The sequence below is a fragment of the Flavobacterium cyanobacteriorum genome, from assembly GCF_002251835.1.
Taxonomy (GTDB): domain Bacteria; phylum Bacteroidota; class Bacteroidia; order Flavobacteriales; family Flavobacteriaceae; genus Flavobacterium; species Flavobacterium cyanobacteriorum.
Map to the genome: position 1 here is coordinate 1 of NZ_NOXV01000225.1, position 23,498 is coordinate 23,498.

Below are 23,498 nucleotides of genomic sequence, written 5' to 3' on the forward strand. Positions count from 1 at the left end.
AAAAAGATACAGCGGAAAGCCCGGCCCGCAGGGACACGCCCAAAAAATAAATCGGGGAACAGTAAGTAAGCCTTTACGGTTCCACTGTTGTCTAAGGGAGCATGGCCATAAAAAAATAATCCCGCCGGAGTGGCGGGATTTGTTGGTTTATACGGGGCTGGTTATAGTTCCAGCGCTTTTTTAGGGTTGTTGTCCATGAGCAGTTCGGCCGGGTTTTCCAGCCCTTCTTTAACCGCAACCAGGAAACCTACTGACTCACGGCCGTCAATGATCCTGTGGTCGTAGGACAGCGCTACGTACATCATGGGGTGTATCTCTACTTTGCCGTTAACGGCAATAGGGCGCTCAATAATGTTGTGCATACCAAGGATGCCTGACTGTGGCGGGTTGATGATTGGCGTAGAAAGCATGGAGCCGAACACCCCGCCGTTTGATATGGTAAAGGTGCCCCCTGTCATGTCATCCACCGTTATTTGCCCGTCGCGGGCGCGTGTGGCAAGGCGCTTGATTTCTGCCTCAATGCCGCGGAAACTCAGTGCTTCCGCATTCCTTACTACCGGCACCATAAGCCCTTTGGGCCCTGATACGGCTACTGAAATATCACAGAAGTCGTAAGATACTTTGTAGTCCCCATCAATCATGGAGTTAACATCAGGGAACAACTGCAAAGCCCTTACAACCGCTTTGGTAAAGAACGACATATAGCCGAGGCCTAAACCGCCATGTTTTGCTTTAAAGGCATCTTTATATTCATTCCTTATCTGGTTGATAGGCGTCATGTTCACCTCATTGAAAGTGGTAAGCATGGCGGTTTCATTTTTAGCCGAAACAAGGCGCTCTGCTACCTTTCTCCTTAACATTGACAGTTTGCTGCGCTCTGAACCGCGGTTACCTCCTGTAGGCGTACCCATTGAGGCTTTGGCGTTAACAGCGTCATCCTTGGTTATCCTGCCGCCTTTGCCGGTTCCGGTTACAGTTGCAGGGTCAATGTCCTTTTCTTCAAGTATTTTCCTGGCCGCCGGCGAAGGTGTGCCTGTAGCATAGGTTGGAGCCCCCCCCGCCCCCGAAGGGGTAGCTTTAGCAGCCTCAACCGCTTTAGGAGCTTCTTCTTTTTTATCTTCTTTCTTCTCTTCTGCTTTAGGTGCGTTCTCTTGTGAAGCATCTCCCCCTTTGGTGGCCGGGGGGCTTGCGCCGGTATCAATAAGGCAAACTACCTGGCCCACTTTAACAGCGTCGCCTTCCTCCGCTTTTAATGTGATGATACCACTGGCTTCGGCAGGAAGCTCAAGGGTAGCTTTATCTGAATCCACTTCGGCAATAGCCTGGTCCTTTTCTACATAGTCCCCGTCTTTTACCAGCCATGTTGCAATTTCAACTTCTGTAATCGATTCCCCCGGTGAAGGAACTTTCATTTCTAAAATCATGTCCGTATAATTTTATTGGTGTTGCTATTCTATTGAAAATCAAAAATACAATTAATTAAACAAATTCTTGTCAAAAACCATGGCAATGGCAGCGGCATGGCGTTTCTTGGCACGGGTGTAGCTTCCGGCCGCAGGTGCGCTGTAGGCTTTAAGCGATGCTACCCTTAGTTTCACCTCCGTAAAGTTCATCAGCATATAGCCGTAAGCACCCATATTACGTGGCTCTTCCTGCGCCCACACATAATCATCGGCATTTTTATATTTCGCAATGATCTCTTTAAGCTGTTCTGCCGGCAGCGGGAAAAGCTGCTCTATCCTTACAAAGGCAACATCATCACGCTTCAGGTTCTCTCTCTCGGCCACAAGGTCATAGTAGAATTTACCGGTACAGAACACCAGTGACTTTACCTTTTTAGGGTCGGCAACAGGGTCATCCAGCACTTCCCGGAACGAACCGCCGGCAAATTCATCTGCTGTGGAAACTACATCCGGGTGGCGCAGTAAGCTCTTTGGTGTGAATACTATTAGCGGCTTCCGGAACTCCGTTTTCATCTGCCTCCTTAACAGGTGGAAGAAGTTAGCCGGAGTGGTACAGTCAGCCACATACATGTTGTGGTTGGCGCAAAGCTGCAGGTAACGCTCCATGCGGCCTGATGAGTGTTCAGCGCCCTGGCCCTCGTAACCATGGGGTAGCAGCATTACAAGCCCGTTCTGGTTGTTCCATTTATCCTCTACAGCACTAATGTACTGGTCAATCATAATCTGGGCACCGTTGGAGAAGTCACCAAATTGTGCTTCCCATATAGTCAGTGTCTTGGGGCTTGCTAAAGCATAGCCATAATCAAACCCTACAACCGCATATTCCGAAAGTAGTGAGTTGTAAATATAGAACCTGCCCTTTTGGTCTTTCAGCTGGTTTAGAAGCACTACTTCTTCCTCTGATTCTTCTACTTTCATAACGGCATGGCGGTGAGAGAAAGTACCCCTTTCCACATCCTGCCCTGAAATGCGCACATCGTACCCTTCGGTAAGCAGCGATCCGTAAGCAAGCAGTTCGGCCATAGCCCAGTCCAGCTTATCATTTTCAAAATACATCGCTTTCCTGTCATTCACCAGCTTTTGTATCTTGCTTATAAATTTCTTGTCTTTAGGAAGCTCTGTAATAACAGAAGCAATTTCTGTAAGTTTTTCTTTCGGGAAAGTGGTGTCATACTTCTTCAGCATGTCTTCCGCACCAGCCTGCTTAAACCCTTCCCACTCGTTCTGCATGAACGGGGTTATTACTGTAAGTTCTTTTTTCCTTGATGCTTCAAGGTTCTCCTCCAGCTTGGCTTTGTATTCCTTTTCCAGCCCCGCTACATAATTAGTATCAATAACGCCGGCAGCAATAAGCTTTTCAGCATAAATATCGCGCGGGTTCTTGTGCTTTGCAATGATCTTGTAAAGGTTAGGCTGTGTAAAACGCGGCTCATCGCCTTCGTTGTGGCCATATTTTCGGTAACCCAGCAGGTCAATAAACACATCGCTGCCAAACTGCATCCTGAAGTCAAGCGCAAAAAGCATGGCGTGTACCACAGCTTCTGCATCATCAGCATTAACGTGCAGTACCGGCGAAAGGGTTACTTTGGCAATATCGGTAGCATAGGTAGAGGAACGCGCATCAAGATAGTTAGTAGTAAAGCCCACCTGGTTATTTATCACTACGTGGATAGTGCCCGCGGTCTTGTAACCGTCAAGCTTGGCCATCTGTACAATTTCATATACAATGCCCTGGCCTGCCACAGCTGCATCGCCGTGAAGCGCTATAGGAAGTACTTTTGAAAAATCATCCGGGAAATACCTGTCCTGCTTTGCCCTTGCAATACCTTCAATCACGGCACCCACAGTTTCAAGGTGCGAAGGGTTTGGCGCAAGGTTCATATTTATATTTTTGCCACTCTTGGTTACCTTGTCGGCAGTTAAGCCGAGGTGGTATTTTACGTCGCCGTCAAACAGTGCGTCATCATCATAGTCTTTACCGTCAAACTCGCTGAAGATGTCGGAAGTAGATTTGCCAAACGTATTAGCAAGCACATTAAGGCGGCCGCGGTGGGCCATACCCATAACAAAATGCTCCACCCCTTTTTCGGCAGCAGCTTCAACAAGCGCATCAAGCGCAGGTATTAATGACTCTCCCCCTTCCAGTGAGAAGCGCTTTTGCCCTACATATTTGGTATGAAGGAAATTTTCAAAAGAAACGGCTTCATTAAGCTTGGAAAGTATATGTTTTTTCTGTTCGGCAGAAAAATCAGGCTGGTTATGGTTTACCGACAGCCTGTTCTGTATCCATTTGCGGATCTCCGGGTCGCGGATGTACATGTACTCAATACCTATATGCTGGCAGTACACTTTCCTTAAATGATCCACTATTTCCCTCAGGGTTGTGGGCTGCAGGCCTACTTCTTTGGCTGCATCAAAAACAGTATCAAGGTCGGCATCACTAAGCCCGAAGTTTTCCAGGCTAAGGTTTGGCTTAAATATCCTCCTTTCCCTTACGGGGTTGGTCTTTGTAAAGAGGTGCCCGCGGGTGCGGTATCCTTCAATGAGGTTCAGTACCTTAAATTCTTTCTGTAATTTTTCAGGTATGCCTGAATAATCGCTTACAGGCTGCGTTGGCGCGGCACCCTGTTGCTGTGGCTGCTCCGCTTCGTAGTATTCGCCGCTGCCATAGCTGGCATTGGCAAAATCAAAACCCTGGAAAAAACTTCTCCAGCTTGGTTCTACGCTGTCCGGATTTTCTATATATTGGTCGTATAAATCTGCGAAAAAAGCAGTATGTGCTGCATTTAAGAATGAAAACCTGTCCATACTTGTGTCCTTTTAGACTTGTGTTTTGAAAAATTTTACGCAAAAGTACAATAAATGCAATAATCCTGCATTGTTTTTTATACATTTATGTTGATACATTCTTTATGATACAGCTATGAAAAGGGTCATCTTCAATTTTTTAACAAAACCTTCACTAGCAATTATGCTACTGGTTGCCACACAGGCCTTGCAGGCGCAGGATAATTACGGTTTTTGGGAAAGGGTACGCTTTGGCGGGGCACTTGGTGCAGGGTTTGGCAGCGGCTATACCAACATAAGTGTAGCGCCTATGGCCATATACGAGTTTAACCAATATGTAGGTGCCGGGCTTGGGCTGCAGGGGAGCTATGTAAAAGACAACAGCAACCTGGCCCGCTATACCTCATTCTTATATGGCGGTTCTGTTATAGGTATTATAAACCCAATTGAAGAACTGCAACTCTCGGCAGAAGTGGAGCAGCTTCGCGTGAACCTTGATGCCGATGATAGCATTTCAGGCCCTTATAAAGATAACTTCTGGAACACGGCCTTGTTCCTCGGGGCAGGCTACAGGGCCGGAAGCGTGATTGCGGGGGTGCGGTATAACGTGCTTTTTGATGATAACGATTTTGTATACAGCACGGCTTTTATGCCTTTTGTGAGGTTATATTTTTAAAAAAATTAACTACAATGACAATAAATTAAGTTAAAAATTTGTTAAATATCTGCATTAAAGTATTTTGTAAGATATATTTGACAGAGCATAATTTAAGACCGCAAACTAACCGCGCAAGGTCATAATGGCGCATAATTTAATTACAAATGAAAAAAATTTTTTTATCTGCATTATTAGTAGTTGTGACATCAGTTTTTGCAACTAATGAAAAACCTAAAACAGAACTTCCAAAAAAAGATTTAACCTGTTGTACCGCAACATTATCTTACAAGGGAAAGCCAGTTGACTCAGAAACAGTTTGTAGTTCTTTTTCTTTTTAACAAATTGTGCTGCTGCGGAAGCAATTCTTCTTGACAGGAATCCTGAAGCTAAAGCAGCCCTAAAGCCTGAAGATAAAACCCTGAAAAAACCATAAACGTTAGTAAGGCACTATGTTATTATGTTAGCATAGTGCCACTTTATTTATGAAAAAAATAATACTTTTATTTCTGGTATTCCACGTGTGGAACCAGAATGCCCAAGGTTATTCCGTTACCTACTCGATGGAACAGGTGGCTAAAGAAATTAACCTTACAACGACTCTCTTTTCGTTTCTTGACGGCAACGGAAATCATTCACTGTATGAAGAAGACTTTGCTAACAGCCGCATGGGAAACCCAGCTGACAGCAATATTAATATAATTAATCTAGATGGCGATAATTCGGTGTATTATAAAGACCTTAAAGCCAACACCGTCGTGTATAAAGACCACATACGCTTTAAATTTTTTACCATCCGGGATTTGTTTTCCGGCTTCAACTGGGAACTGCATAACGAAACCAAAGACATCTTAGGCTATACTTGCCAAAAAGCTACCTGCCGGTTTCGAGGAAGGGATTATACGGTTTACTACACTACTTCAATACCGGTTTCTGACGGGCCATGGAAATTTTCCGGTTTACCGGGGCTTATACTCGAACTGTCCACAGACGACCGAGTGGCTTCTTTGCATGTAAAAGCTACCAAAATAGTTCTCGGCAAACCTAAAGCTGAATACAAAAACCCGTATGAAGGGCAGGGATATATCAGTTTTGACAGGTACAGGGAATTGTACCGTGAAAAGTATGAAGAATCATTACACAGGATAACAGGAGAAACAGGTAAAGCGAGCCCGCTGCCAAAAGGGTTCTTAGAGTACTATATTGAATGAAGAAATACTTCATCCTTATTATGCTCTGGTTTTACCTGCCAGCATTTTCGCAAGTCATAAGTGGTACAGTACAAGATTCTTCAGGTGTCATTCCTATGGCACCGGTCATGCTAAAAGCACGGAACAATGTAGTCTTGCAGTTTACCCGCACAGATGACAATGGTTATTACCGGATAGAACTTAAACAACCCAAAGATTCATTATTCTTAGAGGTATCAACCTTATCGCATCATCCGCAGGCTTTTGCCCTGAAGGACTATACTTTTAGCAATAACAGCCTTAAGATTAATGTGACACTCCGGGAAAAACCCATTATGCTTCAGGAAGTGGTAATAGATAATGCCCCAATTGTAAGGAAAAAAGATACATTGGAATTTAATCCCGAAAAATTTAAAGACGGCTCCGAAAAAGTAATAGAAGATGTGCTGAAAAAACTTCCCGGGGTAGTTGTGGAAGATACCGGGGAAATTAAATATAAAGGTAAGCCCATAAAAAAGATGTTGCTGGATGGCGATGACCTTTTTGATGCTAATTACGTGACGGGCAGCAGGAATATCAGCGCCGATATGATTGACAAGGTGCAGGGCATTGAAAATTATGACGATAATTCCCTGCTTAAAGGGCTGCGCGATAGCGATGATACGGCCTTGAACATTGTCCTGAAAAAAGGCAAAACGGATTTTTCGGGTACGGCAACTCTGGGCCACGGTGCAGAAAGCCGTTATGACGGTGCTGTTACCGCAATGATGATTAATAAAAAGATAAAGGGGTTTGGCCTTGCCAGTTACAATAACACCGGGCAAAATAACACACCGTATGATTTCATGAACGCAACGCCTTCTGTAGCAGACAGGAGAAACGAACTCTTCAAAGCGCCTGCCGTGCTGGAAGAAGGTAACTTCACATCGGTAATCGGTGACCGGTACACACGCCGGAACAATAATTTCTTTACCAGCATAAATACTCTCCATAAACTGGGTAGCCAGTCGGTTTTTAAAGCGGACTTATCCGTTTATAACGACAAGTTTACCCGCATGGCTCAAGACGTTTCTGTAATTACTGCCGCCGGGGAAACTTTTACTACACGCAACACCAATGATTTAGTGAAACGCCCGCAGCTGCTTGTTGCAGATGTATCTTACGCCAATAAGGAAAAAGAAAAATTTCATTGGGAATACGTAGGACAGCTAAACTACAACCGCCGGGAATTTGATGAGAACAGCAACAATAACGGCCTACTGCAACAAAGCAGGGTTCGTTCTGAACACTACCTTACCATAAACGAGCTAAAAGCAACATACAAAATCAATGACAGGCATGCATTAACAGGTTCCCTATTGTATTCAAACAGCCATTCGCCACAGCGATTAAATATTAACCCTCCAACAGTTATTAATGTTTCCGAAGGCACATCTTCAGACAGTCAGCAAAGCACATTCAGCAAAGAAGCTATTGTTGCAGGAATTTCTTATTTTACTCAATTTGGAAATGTCCTTGTTGCCATGTTTGCAGATTACAGCCGTGGAATAAAAGAATTGCGATCGGATCTTTCTTCAGTGCTTCAGGATAACCAGCAAACCCTTTATAGTAATGCTATGCGTAATACTACTGAAAATGCTGGTTTTGAAAATGTTTTTTCCTATAAAAACGAGAGGTATTCGCTAGTTTTCAGGTGTGGGCTAAACTATACTAGGGCCAGCTTAAAAAATCTTTCAGACGAGCAGAACCTGGAACAACTATTTCTGACTCCTAAAGTAAAAGCAAACTATTTTTTCAACAAAAACAGCAAAGCAACATTCACCTACGCTTTACAACAGGAAACCCCGGACGAAAACAATTTATTTTCAAATATTATCCAGACGAATTACCGTTCTTTTATATCCAACAGCCCGCAGCTCGACCTGATAAAAAAACATGCTTTTAATCTTGATTACAGTTACAGTAATTCGTTTGATATGAATCAATATGGTGCCGGCATATATTATACCTACCGCCCTGCCAATTACTTTTTTGAAACGCAGGTAAACCGCGATATTGTTGTAGCAAACACCTTTTATGCCCCTATAGGGAGTACCAATTTTGGTACTACCTTAAGAGTTGAAGAATATTTTCATCCTATACGCACCACAGTCGGGCTTACCTCGCAACTTAATTTTTCGCTTTACAGCAACATTGTTAACAATTCTGAACTGCGCGATGTCCGGAGTACAAATTTTGTAACGAGCCTGCTACTGCGGAAACGTATAATAAAGCCAATCAGTGCGGAGCAAAATGTTTCCTATCTCCGCAATGGCTTCCGCTCGGAATATGACAGCACAGAAACCAAAAATACCTTTGAATCGTTTACAGCGCAGACAAAAATGATTATTAAGCCAATAAAAAACCTGCAGGCCATAGTTACGGGCAATTTCTACGCACCGGACCTATCAGTTAATGCCAACTATTTTTTTATGGATGCCGAAGCCACCTACACTTCTTCCAACAAAAAGTTCACATATGCATTAGTAGGCAGGAACCTCACCGGGTACAAAACTTTTAGTACTGTTGCTGTTTCAGATTATAGTACAACCTCAGGTTCGCACAATCTCCTGGAGCGTTTCCTGCTGGTCAAAATTACATTCGGTTTCTAAACCACACTTTTTGCCATTCTCTTTTAAGGATAAGGAAGGTTACCTGCTCGGCCAGTTCAAAAAGGTCGGCGCCATTAAGGGCTTTTATTTCTTTTTCAGGGACATCAATAATATAAAGCAGGTTTAAGTATTCAGCAAACTTTTCCTGTATAAGGCGGTACACCTTGTCATGCAGGCCAAGCTTCAGGTTTATGGGAGTGATATTGCCCTTAAAATCCACCGGCTCATTGGCCAGTGAAAAGTCTTTGTTTACCTGCTCCACAAGGTTATAATAAAGCTTTTCTTTTTGTGCCTGGCTCAGCAGCAGGTCCATATTTTCGGGCGGGCTGTAAATCATACTTTCCTTTGCATTAATTTTTCACCAAATGTTTTTAGCATCGCTTTTTTGTCAGCGCTGATGTTCATCTTCTCCAGGGTTTCAAACGCCTTTAACGTGTAATCTTCAATAGCCTGCCTTGTAGCCGCATCAGCCCCTGCTGACACAAAAAGCTCTTTAACCGCTGCTACTTTGGCTTCCGTATTTTCAGGCTGCGAGGCAAATAACTGCAAAAGTTGTTCCCGTCCCTCATTGCCGGCCCGCTCAATTGCTTTCAGGTAAAGGTAGGTTTTTTTGTTTTCAATAATATCACCGCCCACCTGCTTGCCAAATGTTTCAGGGTCCCCAAAAGCATCCAGGTAATCATCCTGCAGCTGGAAAGCCAGCCCGAGGTTGAGCCCGAAATCGTAAATCAGGTCACAATCCTGCTGTGCCGCACCGGCCACTATACCACCCATTTTCATGGCTGCACCAACCAGTACCGCAGTTTTGTATTCGATCATTTTAAGGTATTCAGGTATAGTGACGTCATTACGGCCTTCAAAATCGACATCCCATTGCTGGCCCTCGCACACCTCAAGCGCCGTTTTACTAAACAGGGCGGCAAGTTCTCGGAACACTTCGGGCTCATACTCCTCAAAATAGCGGTAAGCCAATATCAGCATGGCATCACCGGAAAGGATACCGGTATTGATATCCCACTTTTCGTGTACTGTCTGGTGGCCCCTGCGCAGCGGCGCATCGTCCATAATATCGTCATGTACCAGCGAAAAGTTGTGGAACATTTCAACAGCGACAGCAGCCGGAAGCGCTTTTTTACAGTCGCCTTCAAAAATATCGGCAGCCATGAGCGTAAGCACCGGCCGCATCCTTTTGCCCCCGAGTGAAAGTATATACTGAATTGGTTTATAAAGGTTTAAAGGTTCTTTTTGCAGTGACGCAGTAGTAAAATAATCGTGGATAAGCTGCTGGTAGTACCCTATGGGTTGCATAAATTTATTTTTCTGCTAAATTAAGGTTTTCACATTTCCTGCCAAAAGCAATGCCATTGTATATGTAAAAATCTTACCTTTATAAAGTTTATCGGCATCATTAAAATAACCTGCGAATGAAAGATGTGTTGCCCCAGGCTATGGCCGACATGTTCAGGGAGGCTTTCGGCACTGATGACAGCCAGCTCGAGCTGGTTTGCGAAAAATTTGAAGAGGTGGCCATCCCTAAAAAAGATTTCTACCTCAGGCAGGGAGAAGTTGCAAAATCTAAAGCATTTCTGGTAAAAGGGGCCGTAAGGTATTTCTATTTTGATGATAACTTAAAAGAAAATACCCTTTTCTTCCGGTTTGAGAATTCGTGGCTTGGAGATATTGAAAGCTACCACGGGCAGACGCCGTCCAAAATAAACATACAGGCCCTGGAAGATACCGCCCTGCTATGCATTAGCAAAAATAATTTTGAAGTTTTACAAAAAGAAATCCCGATGCTGGAGAAATGGTATTCCATAAATGCCGTAAAAATGTATTCCGCCTTGTTCAACAAGCTGGTTGAAGCAAAACTGAGGACGCCGGAAGAAAAATACCTGCATCTTATAAAAAATGAGCCCGGCATTTTCCAGAGGGTATCCTTAAAGCATATTGCAGCCTACCTTGAAATTGAGCCCCAGTCGCTGAGCCGCCTCCGTAAGCGCCTTATTAAGCCCAAAGATTAATTCTTAACTTTGGTTCAGTAGATTTACTCCCGGGATTTCCAATTTTGCATCTCACTAAAACCTGATTTACGATGCAAAACAAAGTAAAAGAGCTTAAGCTACGTCTTGGCTTACTATCCCAGAAAATGTATTTCACCCTTAGTTACAAACTTAATTTTGCCGAATGGGATGTAAGTGCCGCGCAACCCGACCTTGTCAAACTTGTAAATTCAGGCAGGCTGCCGGGTAAACGGGTGCTTGACATAGGATGCGGATTAGGCGACAATGCAATATATATGGCAACAGAGGGTTACGATGTTACAGGAATTGATTATGTTACAAGCGGCATAAAAGTAGCACGAAAGAGAGCTTCAAAAACAAATACATGTATAAACTTTGGTGTAGCCGATGCCTTTAGCTTAAGCAGCTTTAAGAATGAGTTTGATATCGTTACAGATTTTGGCCTGTACCACAATGTGCCGGCAGGGAAACTTCCACTTTATCTCGATAATATCACCAAAGTACTTAAACCCGGTGGGTTTTTCATCATCCAGTCATTTGGGTCCGGCGCCCCAAAATCCAGATTTGGGCCGAGGCTGGTAACAGAACCTGAGTTGCACAAAGTTTTCGGCCTGCCATGGGAAATACTGGAAATACAGCCCGCAGAATATACTAACAGGGACGGTGTTTCAGTACCTGCATTATTATCTATAATCAAATTTCATTAATATGGAAAATGTCATCACAGCCGGCTATTATACATCACACCTCATGGTCATAGCCTGGATGCTTTCTGCATCGGTAGCTATTTTTTGTAAGAAAAAGTTCATCCACCAAGCCATAGTACGTTTAGGCTATCCACCTTATTTCGCATACCTGCTGGGTACAGCAAAATTAGTAGGCGCGCTTATGCTGGCGCTTCCTTTGCCCGGACTTTTTAAAGTAGTGGCCTTGTCAGGCGCGGCTATAGAGCTTATTTGTGCTTGCTGGAGCTATTATGTTATTGATAAAAAAATAACCGAAGCGTTAAAACCGCTTGTATTGCTGGCAGTTGTATTTACAGCCTACTGTACATGGCGGCTCGCTTCAAACCTTCCTGTCATCTTTTAAAGTAAAAACTTTCCTGTAAAATAAATTATAAACTTTGGAAACTTTTTTTGTATTTAAAGTTTCCTTCAATACCTTTGCACCGCAGAACCTGAAACAATGAAAGAGATTATTTTACAAAAGGCCACAGAAATGTTCCTGAGGCTTGGGTTTAAAAGTGTAACGATGGATGATATTGCCGCAGAACTCGGTATATCAAAAAAAACCATTTACCTGCATTTTGCCAATAAAAATGAACTGGTGAATGCAAGCGCCATGCATTTGTTTGAAACCATTTCAGCCGGTATCGATAAAATTCATGAAGCGGGCAAAAATCCAATTGAGGAAATCTTTGAAGTGAGGAACTTTATAATGCAGCACCTTAATGATGAAAAAGTGTCGCCCTTTTACCAGTTGCAGAAATTCTTCCCTGAGGTCTACCAGACGTTGAGGGGGTTGCAGTTTGGCAAGATGAACGGCAGCATGAAAGAAAACCTCAGAAAAGGTATAGAAACCGGGATTTACCAGCAAGATATTGATATCGAATTTGTATCAAGGATATACTTCACAGGCCTCACGGGCATTAAAGACACCGAGATTTTTCCACAATCGCTTTTTAATGCACAGCAACTAACAAAAAAATACCTTGAGTACCATCTTAAAGCCATAGCAACACCTAAAGGATTAGATATACTGAAAACAGAATTAAAAAAATTAACAAATATTTAACATGTATAAATCAAAAGGCTATAATTTTGTTTTGACAAAAATGTCAAACTAAAAAGTTAAACAATAATGTCAGCAAAAGGAGAGGATTCAGATACCGAGAAACTCATTAAAGACACTGCTAAAAAAGTTTTTTTTAAAGAAGGGCGCTTTAATGCTACCACACAGGAAATTGCAGATGCTGCGGGTGTGAACCGTACACTAATAAATTACTATTTCAGATCCAGGGATAATCTTTTTAACCTTGTTTTTGAAGATGCGCAGAAGAAGGAAGATGAACGCATACATGCCCTCGTATTTTCGGACATGCCCCTGAAACGGAAAATCGAAATGTTTCTTGATGAATTTTTTACCCAGGCCAAAGAATACCCATACCTGGAGATTTATATGGTCACCCAGATGAACCAGGGAAGCTGTTATGAAGATGCGGAAGCCATGAGCAGGCTGCTGGACAAAATGTATCTTGAAATTGCTATTGAGATGGACAAAGGAAATGTGGCACGGATGCGCCCGGAGCAATTTATGCTAAACATGATATCGCTTACTTCATTTCCCGTGTCAATGCGACCGCTGCTGGAGCAGTCTATGGGTTTTTCGACCGAGCAGTTTGATAAACTTCTTGAAGAAAGGAAAGAGATAATACTAAATATGCTTTTTATAAACTAACATCAATCAATTAATAACAGTCCATATATGAAGATCATAAATGACACCGCAGGTAAGGCCCGTAAAAGCCTTATGATGCTCATGGTCCTTCTGGCGGCGCCATTGCTGCGGGCACAGGTACCCGCTAAGGAGCTTACGCTGAAAGATGCCATTGAATATGCCTTGCAGAACAAGGCTGATGCCCGCAAAGCTAAACTTGCCGTTGAAAACAGCAATTACCAGATACAGGAGGTGCGTTCCCGTGCATTGCCCAATATCAGCGCCAATGGTAGCCTCACGTACAATCCCATACTGCAGCTTTCGGCTATAGATGCAAGCGCATTCCCCGGCGCACCTGCCGATGCCGGCGTACAACTCATTCCCTTTGGGCTTGACTGGTCGTCAACAGCGGGTGTTAACCTCACACAGAACATATTTGACCAGGCTGTTTTTACAGGGCTTAAGGCAGCAAAGTCAACTCGCGAATTTTACCAGATAAACGCAAAGCTCACCGAAGAAGATGTGATAGAGAGGGTTGCTAACAACTACTACCAGGTTTATGTACAGCGCCAGCAACTCTTGGTTATTGAAAATACTTATGCCAACACTCTGAAAGTACGTGACATTATTAAAGGGCAATATGAAAATGGCTTGGCGCGGAAGATTGACCTGGACAGGATGAATGTAAACCTCATAAACATAAATACGCAGCGTCAGCAGCTGCTCAATGCTGTACAGCTACAGGAGAATTCTCTTAAGTTCTATATGGGTATGTCCATACAAACACCCATATCCCTTCCGGAAATGCAATTTGAACTCACCCCCGTGGCACTTACCGAAACACCCGATGCCACACGGCGGACACAGTACCAGTTGCTAAAAAAGCAGGAAGAGCTGCTTAATTACCAGCGTAAATCTGTTATTGCAGAATATTACCCTACGCTGTCGCTTTCGGCCAGTTATAATTATATTGGGCAGGGGCCGGAATTTCCATGGTTTGCCAAACCGGCAGACGGTGTGTACTGGTCGGATTTTTCTTCGATAACACTAAACCTGCGCGTACCAATTTTTAACGGTTTCGGTACACGGGCCAGGGTAAGGCAGGCAACTATAGACCTCCAAGAGGCAGAAGAAGACCTTAAAGATACTAAACTGGCGCTCGACCTGGCTTTTGAAAATGCAAAAACACAGATAAACAACAGTATCATTACCATAACCAGCCAGAAAGAAAATGTGAAACTGGCGCGGGAAGTACTGGATAATACACAAAACAATTACCGCCAGGGGCTGGCAACACTTACCGACCTGCTTGATGCGGAAAACTCTTATATCGAAGCACAAAACAACTACACCTCTGCCCTGCTTGACTTCAAGCTGGCCGAAGTGCAGCTTATAAAGGCAAAAGGCGAATTAAAAACTCTAATAAACCAATAACAATGAAAAAAACACTTTTATATATCCTTATCGCAGCTGTTTCCGTTGGGCTGATAGTGTACATTTTATCCGGAAATAAAGCGAAAAATGAAGCAGAAACAGAAATTGTTTCGAAAAAGAACCCGGCAGTTGCTGTAAGGACTGCCGAAGTAAAAACCGGTACACCAAACGAAGATTATATTGCCAACGGTACATTTGAACCTGTACAAGAACTGTCGTTTCCTGCAGAAAATTCGGGCCGGGTGGTAAGAGTACTGGTAGATGAAGGCGATGCCGTGCGCAAAGGCCAGGTGCTGGCCACAATAAAAGGCGACCAGCTTTCTGTAGAGCTTACCAATGCTCAGGCAGCTTATAACAATGCTATTACTGACAGGCAGCGGTATGAAAATGCCTTCCAGACAGGGGGTGTGACGCGCCAGCAGCTTGACCAGGCAAAATTAACCGTTGCTAATGCGAAAGCAAGGCTTGACCAGGCAAAACTTAATTTTGGCGACGCTACCATAAAATCGAGCATCAACGGCACCGTAAACAAGCGCTACATTGAACCGGGTTCTGTGGTATCACCGGGCACAAACCTTTTTGACCTTGTAGATGTTTCAAAACTTAAACTTAAAGTTACTGTTAATGAGCAGCAGGTAGCTAATTTAAAGCAGGGCGCTGTTGTAAAGGTCACAGCCAGTGTTTTTCCCGACAAAGAATTCAAAGGCAGGATATCCTTTATTGCCCCTAAGGCAGACGAATCCCTTAACTTCCCTATAGAAATAGAAGTGGCAGGCAACCCTGACAATCAACTTAGGGCAGGTATGTATGGCAGCGCGGTATTTTCTAATAATACGGCAAAACAGGCGCCTATCAAAACCATACCCCGTAATGCCTTTATAGGTGGTGTGGGCAATAACCAGGTTTTTGTGGTTAAGGACAGCGTGGCAAAACTTACAAAAATTGTATCAGGACGCATACTGGGTGAAGAAGTAGAAGTGGTAAGTGGCCTTAATAATGGAGATGTTGTAGTGGTAAGCGGACAGATTAACCTGCAGGACGGCACTAAAGTAGCACCCATAAAGTAAAGTGTAAAAAAGTAATGTCTGCAACACAGACTAAAACTTTTAAACCTTAAACTTTAAACCAAAGAAAAATGAAAATAGCAGAAATATCCATAAAACGGCCAACACTGATTATTGTGTTGTTCATCATACTTACGCTCGGGGGGCTTTTTAGCTACAGTAACCTGAGCTATGAATTAATTCCAAAATTTGAAACCAATGTGGTTACCATCTCTACTGTATATCCGGGTGCATCACCGGGTGAAGTAGAAAATACCGTGACCCGTAAAATAGAAGACGCGGTAGGATCACTGGAACTTGTAAAGAAAGTAGAGTCTAAATCATACGAAAGTTTATCTCTGGTAATGGTTACCTTAGAGTCTGAAGCAGATGCCGACTATTCACTCAATGATGCCCAGCGTAAAATTAATGCGATAGAAAAAGACCTCCCGGAAGATGTTGACCCGCCTTCTTTAAGTAAATTTTCTATTAGTGACCTCCCGGTAATGACACTGGGTGCCACTGCCAATATGGATGAAGTGGCATTTTATGACCTGTTAGATAAAAAGATTGAGCCGCTGCTTGCCCGTGTAAATGGTGTGGCACAGGTTACTTTAGTTGGTGGCCAGGAGCGGGAGATACAGGTCAGCCTCGACCAGGAAAAACTAAAAGGTTACGGATTGTCTATACCACAGGTACAACAGGCCATACTTTCCAGCAACCTGGACTTCCCTACCGGTAATGTACAGACGAGGGAAAGTACAATGCTTGTACGCCTATCAGGCAAATACCGCAGTGTAGAAGAAATGCGTAAGCTGGTAGTATCTAATAAAGACGGCATACAGGTAAGGCTTGGCGAAATTGCTGATGTCCAGGACGCGCAGAAAGAAGCCGAAAAAGTTTCGCGTGTGGACCAGAAAAGCGCCATCGCCTTACAAATCATCAAACAGTCCGACGCAAATGCGGTAAAAGTAAGTGAAGAACTGCGTGCCGCTATTGCTAAAATTGAAAAAGATTATTCCAAAGAAGGTGTTAAGCTGGCTATTGCTAATGACACGAGTGAATTCACGCTGGTAGCTGCAGACGGGGTAATACATGACCTCTTTATAGCTGTATTCCTGGTAGCATTCGTGATGCTGTTTTTCCTGCACAGCCTCAGGAACGCGCTTATCGTAATGGTTTCTATCCCGGCATCACTTATTGCTACATTCATAGGCATATACCTCATGGGTTATACGCTTAACTTAATGAGTTTACTTGGGTTGTCGCTTGTGGTAGGTATCCTTGTAGATGACGCCATTGTGGTGCTTGAAAACATTTACCGCCACATGGAGATGGGCAAAAACCGCGTTCGGGCGGCTTTTGACGGTACTGCAGAAATCGGTTTTACGGTAACAGCCATTACGCTTGTAATCGTGGTGGTGTTCCTGCCAATTGCGCTAAGCACGGGCTTCGTGTCTAATATTATATCACAGTTCTGTGTTACTGTGGTTATTGCCACATCATTGTCACTCCTTTCCTCCTTTACACTTATACCCTGGCTGTCATCCCGTTATGGCAGGCTGGAACATATCACAGGAAAAAGCCTGTTTGGTAAAATCATTCTTGGTTTTGAAAAAGGCCTTGATAGATTCACACACTGGGTGTCAGGCATCCTGGCATGGTCTTTAAAATCAAGAGGCCGTAAAATAGTGTCGCTTCTTGTTGTAATTATATTGTTCTTCGGGTCTTTCTTCCTTGTTGGCGCCGGATTTATAGGCGGGGAATTTTTCCCAAAAATGGACCGGGGGCAGTTCATTGTACAACTGGAGCTGCCAAAAGATGCCTCTCTGGAAGAGAGTAACTTTGCCAGCCAGAAAGTAGAGCAATACCTTAGCCGGCAAAAGGAGGTTAAGAGCCTCATTACTACCGTAGGGCAAATTAGCGGTGGTTTTTCCGGAGTACAGTCAACACCCTACAAATCTGAGATTACCGTGACCCTTGTAGACAGGGAAGACCGTGCGGACAATACCTTTATTTACGCCGCCAAAACTAAGCGTGAACTTGAAAAAATAGTAGTAGGAGCCCAAATCAAAACAGTTCCGGTAAGTATTGTTGGTGGTGCTGATGACGCTCCCCTTGCCCTAACCATTACAGGCAATGATGTGGAAAGTGCCATGGCTTTTGCTCAGGCTGCAGCAGCAGAACTTGCTAAAATTAAGGGCGCAACAGAAATTAAACTGACTACCGAAGGTGGTAGCCCTGAAGTGAATGTACAGGTTGACCGCGATAAAATGGCAGCGCTGGGACTAAACCTGCAGACTGTGGGGCTTACCATGCAGACTGCTTTTAACGGCAATACTGATGGTAAGTTCCGTGCCGGGCAGTATGAGTATGACATCAACATACGTTTCAACGAATTTAACCGTACAAACATCAATGATGTGAAAGAGCTGGTCTTTATCAATGATACGGGACAACAAATAAAATTGTCACAGTTTGCAAATGTAACCGAAGGCTCAGGCCCAAGTTTGCTGGAACGTCGTGACAAAAGCGCATCAGTAACCATACAGGCACAAACTGTTGGTAAATCAGTAAACACTGTAGCTTCAGAATGGGAAGCTAAGTTTTCCAAATTGAACCGTCCTGCAGGTGTAGGCTATGTATGGGGCGGTGAAATAGAAAACAGCCAGGAAGGTTTCGGTACGCTTGGCTTCGCGTTACTGGCAGCGATTATATTAGTTTACCTGGTAATGGTAGCGCTTTACGACAGCTTCGTGTACCCGTTCGTGGTATTGTTTTCGGTACCGCTGTCCTTCATTGGCGCGTTATGGGCACTTGCGCTCACCAATAATACGCTTAATATTTTTACTATACTGGGTATGATCATGCTTATCGGGCTGGTGTGTAAGAATGCCATATTACTGGTTGACTTTACAAACCATCGGAAAGCGGAAGGTGAAACTACATATAAGGCACTGATACAGGCTAACCATGCCCGTCTACGCCCCATATTGATGACCACAATTGCCATGGTATTTGGTATGTTGCCCATTGCAGTGGCATCCGGAGGTGCAGCAGAACTTAACAATGGCCTTGCATGGGTAATTATAGGCGGGTTGATAAGCTCCCTTTTCCTCACACTGGTAATTGTACCGGTGGTATATTCCATATTTGACAGCCTCATCAGGAGGTTTTCGAAAAAAGAAAAACCGGATTATGAAAGCCTCATGGTAGCCGATTATGAACACCGTGAACTAAGCGAAGACGGGTTTACCACGAAACATTAATTGTATTTGTCAATTTTTAAAAAAAGGCTGTTTGTTTTTAGACAGCCTTTTGCATTTTAGGCATGTTCTGTTTAGGAGAACAAGTTTCGTACTAAAAAGATGTATAATTCATAAATAAATGTTAAATAAATTATACTGAATATAGTAAAACAGGATTAAATATAATTTATTTAGAATAATTAAAAATAAATTGACTTGTATGGTATCCTCCCCTTACATTTGCGCCTGAAAAAACAATTTGACAAAGCAAACATGAATATTTTAACCAAAAAAACAATGCTGTTTGGCCTTATGCTGCTTCAGTCTGTAATGATGATGGCACAAAGCCGCAACAGTATAAGCGGTAGCATTGTACTAAGTGACAATACGCCCGCAGAAAATGTATCAGTAATATTAAAAGGCACTTCGTACCGCACGGTTAGTAATGAACAGGGCTATTACCTGCTAAATAATGTTAAGCCCGGGGATTACACCATTACCGTTTCGGGATTAGGCATCACAACCGTTGAACAAAGCATAACAGTGACAGAAGGAGATGCGGCGACAAGGAATTTTACATTGTCTGTAAGCCGCCAGGAACTTGAGGAAGTAATTATAGAGGCCGGTAAAGCGAATAAGTTTTCCCGCACCGAAACACCATATGTCTCGAGGATGCCATTAAAAAATGTAGAAAATGCGCAGGTTTACAACATAGTAACTAAAGAGCTTATGGATGATCAGCTTGTAACCACCCAGGACGATGCCCTTAAGAACGTACCGGGCCTGTACCAGTTGTGGTCAGCAACGGGGCGTGCCGGAGATGGCGGTGCATATTACGCATCCCGGGGTTTCGTGACCCAGAGCCTCGTGAGGAATGGAATTGCCGGAGCAGTGCTGGCTAATGCCGATGCTGCGAACCTTGACAGGATTGAAGTAATCAAAGGCCCTTCGGCCACGCTTTTTGGTAGCATCCTTACTTCATATGGTGGGCTTATCAACCGGGTTACCAAAAAGCCATTTGAACAATGGGCCGGCGAAGTAAATTTCCAGGCCGGAAGCTATGGCTTTAACCGCCTCAGTGCAGATGTAAACACACCTGTTAATGAGGACAAATCGGCACTACTGCGCATTAACGGCGCCTATAATACTGCCGAAACTTTCCAGGATTACGGCACATCCACAAGTTACTTTGTAGCGCCTTCATTTACATATAAATTTAGTGACAGGCTTACCGCCAATATAGAGGCTGAACTTTACAGGCTTGATGCTTCTGCGTTCCATGCTATATATCTTGACTGGACGGCAACACCATCGGGACTTGGCTTCAATAGCGCTGATGGCCTCAACATAGATTTCAGGCGTTCTTTCTATGGCAGTGACATCATCACTAAAACCAGGAGCTCGAACATATTTGCAGAAGTGCTTTACAAAATTTCGGATGAATGGACTTCCCAGTCTGTTATTACTACAAGCACTAACAGGGCAAACGGCCCCCAGGCGTGGTTTTACCTGAAGCCGGGCAACCAGATGTCCCGAAACGCCTGGAGGGTAGACGGCACAAGCAATGTACTGGAATTCCAGCAGAATTTTAATGGTACTTTTACTGTGGCCGGCCTTAAAAACAGGATGTTGATTGGTGGGGATATTTATTATGTTAAGGACGAAGTTTCACGGACTTTATTTAATACCGGATTTTTTGAATTTGATACCGTTGATTACACCGGGGCTGTGGCCAACTACTACAACTTCAATCAGTCAGCAATTGAAGCGCTTTTTGAAAATTCAACTAATGTATTTAACAGCAGGACTAACAACACCGTCTACAGCGCATATATTTCAGATGTAATTAATATTACAGATAAGCTTCTTGTTTCGGCAGGCGTACGCTTTGACAGCTTCCAGAACAGGGGCGTGTATAACCCGGCTACTAATACCACTACAGGAAGTTTCGCTCAGAACACTTTCTCCCCAAAGTTTGGTATTGTGTACCAGGTAATACAGGACCAGCTGTCGGTTTTTGCGAATTACCAAAACAGTTTCAGGAATGTACTGAATCCCAATGCGGGCATTATTGCTGAAGGTATAAATCCGGACACTTTCGAGCCGGAGCAGGCTAACCAGCTGGAATTTGGTATAAAGGCAAATGCCTTTGACAACAGGCTGAATGCTTCGATAAGCTATTATAATATAGAAGTTGATAATCTTGTGCGCAATGTAAATGCTACTCTGACCGTACAGGATGGCAAACAAAGAAGCAAAGGCGTAGAGGCTGAAATTACTGCCAATCCTATTCCCGGCCTGAATTTATTACTGGGATATGCCTATAACGACAGTAAGATGGTAAATGCGGCCCAAAATGTGAATGGCCTGAGGCCGGTAACGGCAGGCCCGCAAAACCTTGCTAATGCCTGGGTAAGCTATAACCTGCAGACTACCAGGCTTAGAGGCTTAGGTATTGGTTTCGGCGGTAACTATGCCAGCGAAAGCCTTATTTATAATTACAACACAATTACCAATGGCGCCATAACAGGTTCGGAAAGTTTTGAGCTTCCGTCCTATACAGTACTTAATGCGTCCCTTTTTTATGAACAGCCAAAGTACAGGATAGCGGTAAAAGCCAATAACCTTACTGACGAACTTTATTTTAACGGATATACTACAATTAATGTGCAGGCGCCAAGGACGTTTATGGGCAGTATAACGTATAAATTTTAATGGGGTTCAAAAAAAAGATACGGTTTATACACAAATGGCTCGGGCTACTGTCCGGGCTTATTGTATTTATAGTGAGCATCACGGGCTGTATCTATTGCTTCCATGATGAAATAAAAGACATTACCCGCGGCTGGCGTATAGTACTGGAAGAAAAAAAGCCCTATGTTGCGCCATCGAAACTGCAAAAGCAAACTTTGGAGCGGTATCCGGGAGCGGACGCGTCAATGGTAATTTACGCAGGCAAAGGAAGGCCGGCCATGGTCTACAGCACCATCAATGAAGCGCCACATTATGTGTATTATAACCCCTATACCGGCGCCCACCTGCATACCGAAAACCTTGAGGAAGATTTTTTTTATATAGTGGAAATGATTCATCTTTACCTGCTGCTGCCCCCCCAAGTAGGGAGGCATGTTGTAGGCATAGCCACTATTATATTTATCTTCCTGCTAATCACCGGCATTATCCAGTGGTGGCCAAAAAGAAAAAAACACCTTAAAGACCGGCTGCTGGTGAAATGGAAGGCCAGGTGGCGGCGTATCAATTATGACCTGCATAACGTTACCGGATTTTATATTTCGGTTGTGGCGCTTATTATTGCCATTACGGGTTTAAATTTTGCCTACGAGTGGGCAGAAGACGCCATATACTATGGGGGTAACCTTGGCAAAGACTATCCTGAAGAGCATGCCGAACCTGTTGTAGACACTACGCTCACCCGGAAAGACCCGCATGCGGCACTGGACAAAGCTTTTGAGCAGACACTCCGGCTTGCGCCGACAAAAGGCATGTATTTTATATGGGACAAAGGGGCTAAAGCACCGATAGTGACAGGTTCTTACCCTGATGCGCTTGAGTATGACCATCAGACTAATCTTTTTTTTCGCCCTTCTGACGGCGCAGTTATAAAAGTACAGCGGTATGAAGATAAAAGCACGGGCATGAAACTCCGGGAAATGAGCTATGGCCTGCACACCGGGCAGTATTTTGGGCTCACAGGAAAAATTATAGCCTTCCTGGCCAGCCTTATGGCCGCAATGTTGCCTGTAACCGGGTTGATAATATGGTGGGGAAGGAGAAACAAAATGGGTAAAAAAAAGAAAAAGGCTGCGCTTTGAGCCACAGCCTTTTCAGACATGAATATTCTTAAGGTTATTTAGCAACTACAGCATTGCTGCTGTTCGACCATTTTTTAACTTCGGCAACCCTGCTGTCAGCATAGTCCACCTCATTCAGTGTAGTGCCGCTCCAGAAAAACCATTTGCCGGTTTTGGCACCATTGTTATATTCCCCAATAGCCTGGCGGGTTCCGTCCTCATTGAAAGCTACCCACTTTCCGTGCAGTTTACCGTCTTTATAAAAGCCCTCCTGCTTCACCTGCCCGTTATCATAATAATATGTGGCTTTCACCATTTTATTTTCTATCTGGTACTTTGGTGCATTTTGGGCAGTTACTACAAATGCTGATAGCAGTAATCCGGCAACAATAATCTTTCTCATAATCAGTTTTGTGTTATGGTTATACATTTACAGTACGAATATAAAACAATATTTTTACATTTAAGATACATTTGCTTAACAATTTGGTAACATTAGATAAAATTTAACTTTTCCTGACTGTTACTGTTGTCAATCCTATTAACGCAGGCACCATTACAATAAAGATCTTCTTTAATTGAATTTTCATTACCCGGGCAGTAATATTGCTTTACAAAAAACGCTTGTAAACAAGCTTTTGTGTGAGTTGCCGAGGTGTTCAAAGTGCAAGGCGTGGCATAACAATTAAACTCTCCATTTTTTAAGAAAACTTTTTTTAGTACACGACAAAAAACATAATTGATTAAAAATCAATAAA

19 protein-coding genes are annotated in these 23,498 nt (G+C 43.5%); 14 read left to right on the forward strand and 5 right to left on the reverse strand.

What is annotated here, in order from left to right; genetic code table 11:
- Nucleotides 1-161 precede the first annotated feature (161 nt).
- Together odhB and CHU92_RS05805 are read right to left on the reverse strand one after the other, a co-directional pair.
- Nucleotides 162-1,424, reverse strand: a complete 1,263-nt coding sequence (gene odhB, locus CHU92_RS05800; protein ID WP_094413525.1) for a 2-oxoglutarate dehydrogenase complex dihydrolipoyllysine-residue succinyltransferase — start codon at nucleotides 1,422-1,424, stop codon at nucleotides 162-164.
- 51 nt (nucleotides 1,425-1,475) lie between these two features.
- On the reverse strand, nucleotides 1,476-4,271 hold the full coding sequence (locus tag CHU92_RS05805) for a 2-oxoglutarate dehydrogenase E1 component (protein WP_094413527.1): 2,796 nt from the start codon (nucleotides 4,269-4,271) through the stop codon (nucleotides 1,476-1,478).
- A gap of 163 nt (nucleotides 4,272-4,434) precedes the next feature.
- On the opposite strand from CHU92_RS05805, the gene CHU92_RS05810 reads away from it, so the two are divergent.
- The 4 genes from CHU92_RS05810 to CHU92_RS05820 all read left to right on the forward strand — a co-directional run bounded on the left by CHU92_RS05810 (nucleotide 4,435) and on the right by CHU92_RS05820 (nucleotide 8,746).
- Complete coding sequence (locus tag CHU92_RS05810) at nucleotides 4,435-4,926, forward strand: hypothetical protein (RefSeq protein ID WP_243389559.1); 492 nt, start codon at nucleotides 4,435-4,437, stop codon at nucleotides 4,924-4,926.
- A gap of 146 nt (nucleotides 4,927-5,072) precedes the next feature.
- Nucleotides 5,073-5,246, forward strand: coding sequence for a hypothetical protein (locus CHU92_RS15810; RefSeq protein WP_165764593.1), 174 nt, complete (start codon nucleotides 5,073-5,075; stop codon nucleotides 5,244-5,246).
- A gap of 144 nt (nucleotides 5,247-5,390) precedes the next feature.
- The gene (locus tag CHU92_RS05815) at nucleotides 5,391-6,116 is read left to right on the forward strand and encodes a GLPGLI family protein (RefSeq protein WP_094413531.1); all 726 of its coding nucleotides are present in this window, start codon (nucleotides 5,391-5,393) and stop codon (nucleotides 6,114-6,116) included.
- Nucleotides 6,113-8,746 (forward strand): carboxypeptidase-like regulatory domain-containing protein, encoded by a 2,634-nt coding sequence (locus tag CHU92_RS05820; protein WP_094413533.1) that lies wholly within the window; start codon nucleotides 6,113-6,115, stop codon nucleotides 8,744-8,746. The genes CHU92_RS05815 and CHU92_RS05820 overlap by 4 nt, the downstream gene beginning before the upstream one ends.
- Here CHU92_RS05820 and CHU92_RS05825 read toward each other — a convergent pair.
- A complete protein-coding gene (locus CHU92_RS05825) occupies nucleotides 8,730-9,083 on the reverse strand; it encodes a hypothetical protein (protein ID WP_094413535.1) in 354 nt (117 codons plus the stop codon). The genes CHU92_RS05820 and CHU92_RS05825 overlap by 17 nt on opposite strands.
- Nucleotides 9,080-10,054 carry a polyprenyl synthetase family protein gene (locus CHU92_RS05830; RefSeq protein WP_094413537.1) on the reverse strand — a complete coding sequence of 325 codons (975 nt, stop codon included), beginning with the start codon at nucleotides 10,052-10,054 and terminating at the stop codon, nucleotides 9,080-9,082. Before CHU92_RS05830 ends, CHU92_RS05825 begins: the two co-directional genes overlap by 4 nt.
- A 116-nt stretch (nucleotides 10,055-10,170) precedes the next feature.
- Here CHU92_RS05830 and CHU92_RS05835 point away from each other — a divergent pair, with 116 nt between their 5' ends.
- The 10 genes from CHU92_RS05835 (at nucleotide 10,171) to CHU92_RS05880 (ending at nucleotide 22,761) form a co-directional block, all read left to right on the forward strand.
- Entirely contained in the window at nucleotides 10,171-10,767 is a 597-nt protein-coding gene (locus CHU92_RS05835) for a Crp/Fnr family transcriptional regulator (RefSeq protein WP_094413539.1), read from the forward strand.
- A gap of 71 nt (nucleotides 10,768-10,838) precedes the next feature.
- Complete coding sequence (locus tag CHU92_RS05840) at nucleotides 10,839-11,474, forward strand: class I SAM-dependent methyltransferase (RefSeq protein WP_094413541.1); 636 nt, start codon at nucleotides 10,839-10,841, stop codon at nucleotides 11,472-11,474.
- 1 nt (nucleotide 11,475) lies between these two features.
- The gene (locus CHU92_RS05845; protein ID WP_094413543.1) at nucleotides 11,476-11,856 is read left to right on the forward strand and encodes a DoxX family protein; all 381 of its coding nucleotides are present in this window, start codon (nucleotides 11,476-11,478) and stop codon (nucleotides 11,854-11,856) included.
- 96 nt (nucleotides 11,857-11,952) lie between these two features.
- A complete protein-coding gene (locus tag CHU92_RS05850; RefSeq protein WP_094413545.1) occupies nucleotides 11,953-12,561 on the forward strand; it encodes a TetR/AcrR family transcriptional regulator in 609 nt (202 codons plus the stop codon).
- 66 nt (nucleotides 12,562-12,627) lie between these two features.
- Nucleotides 12,628-13,224, forward strand: coding sequence for a TetR/AcrR family transcriptional regulator (locus tag CHU92_RS05855; protein ID WP_094413547.1), 597 nt, complete (start codon nucleotides 12,628-12,630; stop codon nucleotides 13,222-13,224).
- A gap of 72 nt (nucleotides 13,225-13,296) precedes the next feature.
- Nucleotides 13,297-14,637 carry a TolC family protein gene (locus tag CHU92_RS05860; RefSeq protein WP_094413557.1) on the forward strand — a complete coding sequence of 447 codons (1,341 nt, stop codon included), beginning with the start codon at nucleotides 13,297-13,299 and terminating at the stop codon, nucleotides 14,635-14,637.
- Between the two features lie 2 nt (nucleotides 14,638-14,639).
- On the forward strand, nucleotides 14,640-15,704 hold the full coding sequence (locus CHU92_RS05865) for an efflux RND transporter periplasmic adaptor subunit (RefSeq protein WP_094413549.1): 1,065 nt from the start codon (nucleotides 14,640-14,642) through the stop codon (nucleotides 15,702-15,704).
- Nucleotides 15,705-15,772: 68 nt separating this feature from the next.
- Entirely contained in the window at nucleotides 15,773-18,949 is a 3,177-nt protein-coding gene (locus CHU92_RS05870; RefSeq protein WP_094413551.1) for an efflux RND transporter permease subunit, read from the forward strand.
- A 252-nt stretch (nucleotides 18,950-19,201) separates the two neighbouring features.
- On the forward strand, nucleotides 19,202-21,643 hold the full coding sequence (locus CHU92_RS05875) for a TonB-dependent receptor (RefSeq protein ID WP_094413553.1): 2,442 nt from the start codon (nucleotides 19,202-19,204) through the stop codon (nucleotides 21,641-21,643).
- Complete coding sequence (locus CHU92_RS05880; RefSeq protein WP_094413555.1) at nucleotides 21,643-22,761, forward strand: PepSY-associated TM helix domain-containing protein; 1,119 nt, start codon at nucleotides 21,643-21,645, stop codon at nucleotides 22,759-22,761. The genes CHU92_RS05875 and CHU92_RS05880 overlap by 1 nt, the downstream gene beginning before the upstream one ends.
- A gap of 34 nt (nucleotides 22,762-22,795) precedes the next feature.
- Here CHU92_RS05880 and CHU92_RS05885 read toward each other — a convergent pair whose 3' ends face one another.
- Nucleotides 22,796-23,143, reverse strand: coding sequence for a toxin-antitoxin system YwqK family antitoxin (locus tag CHU92_RS05885; protein ID WP_094413559.1), 348 nt, complete (start codon nucleotides 23,141-23,143; stop codon nucleotides 22,796-22,798).
- Between the last annotated feature and the right edge of the window lie 355 nt (nucleotides 23,144-23,498).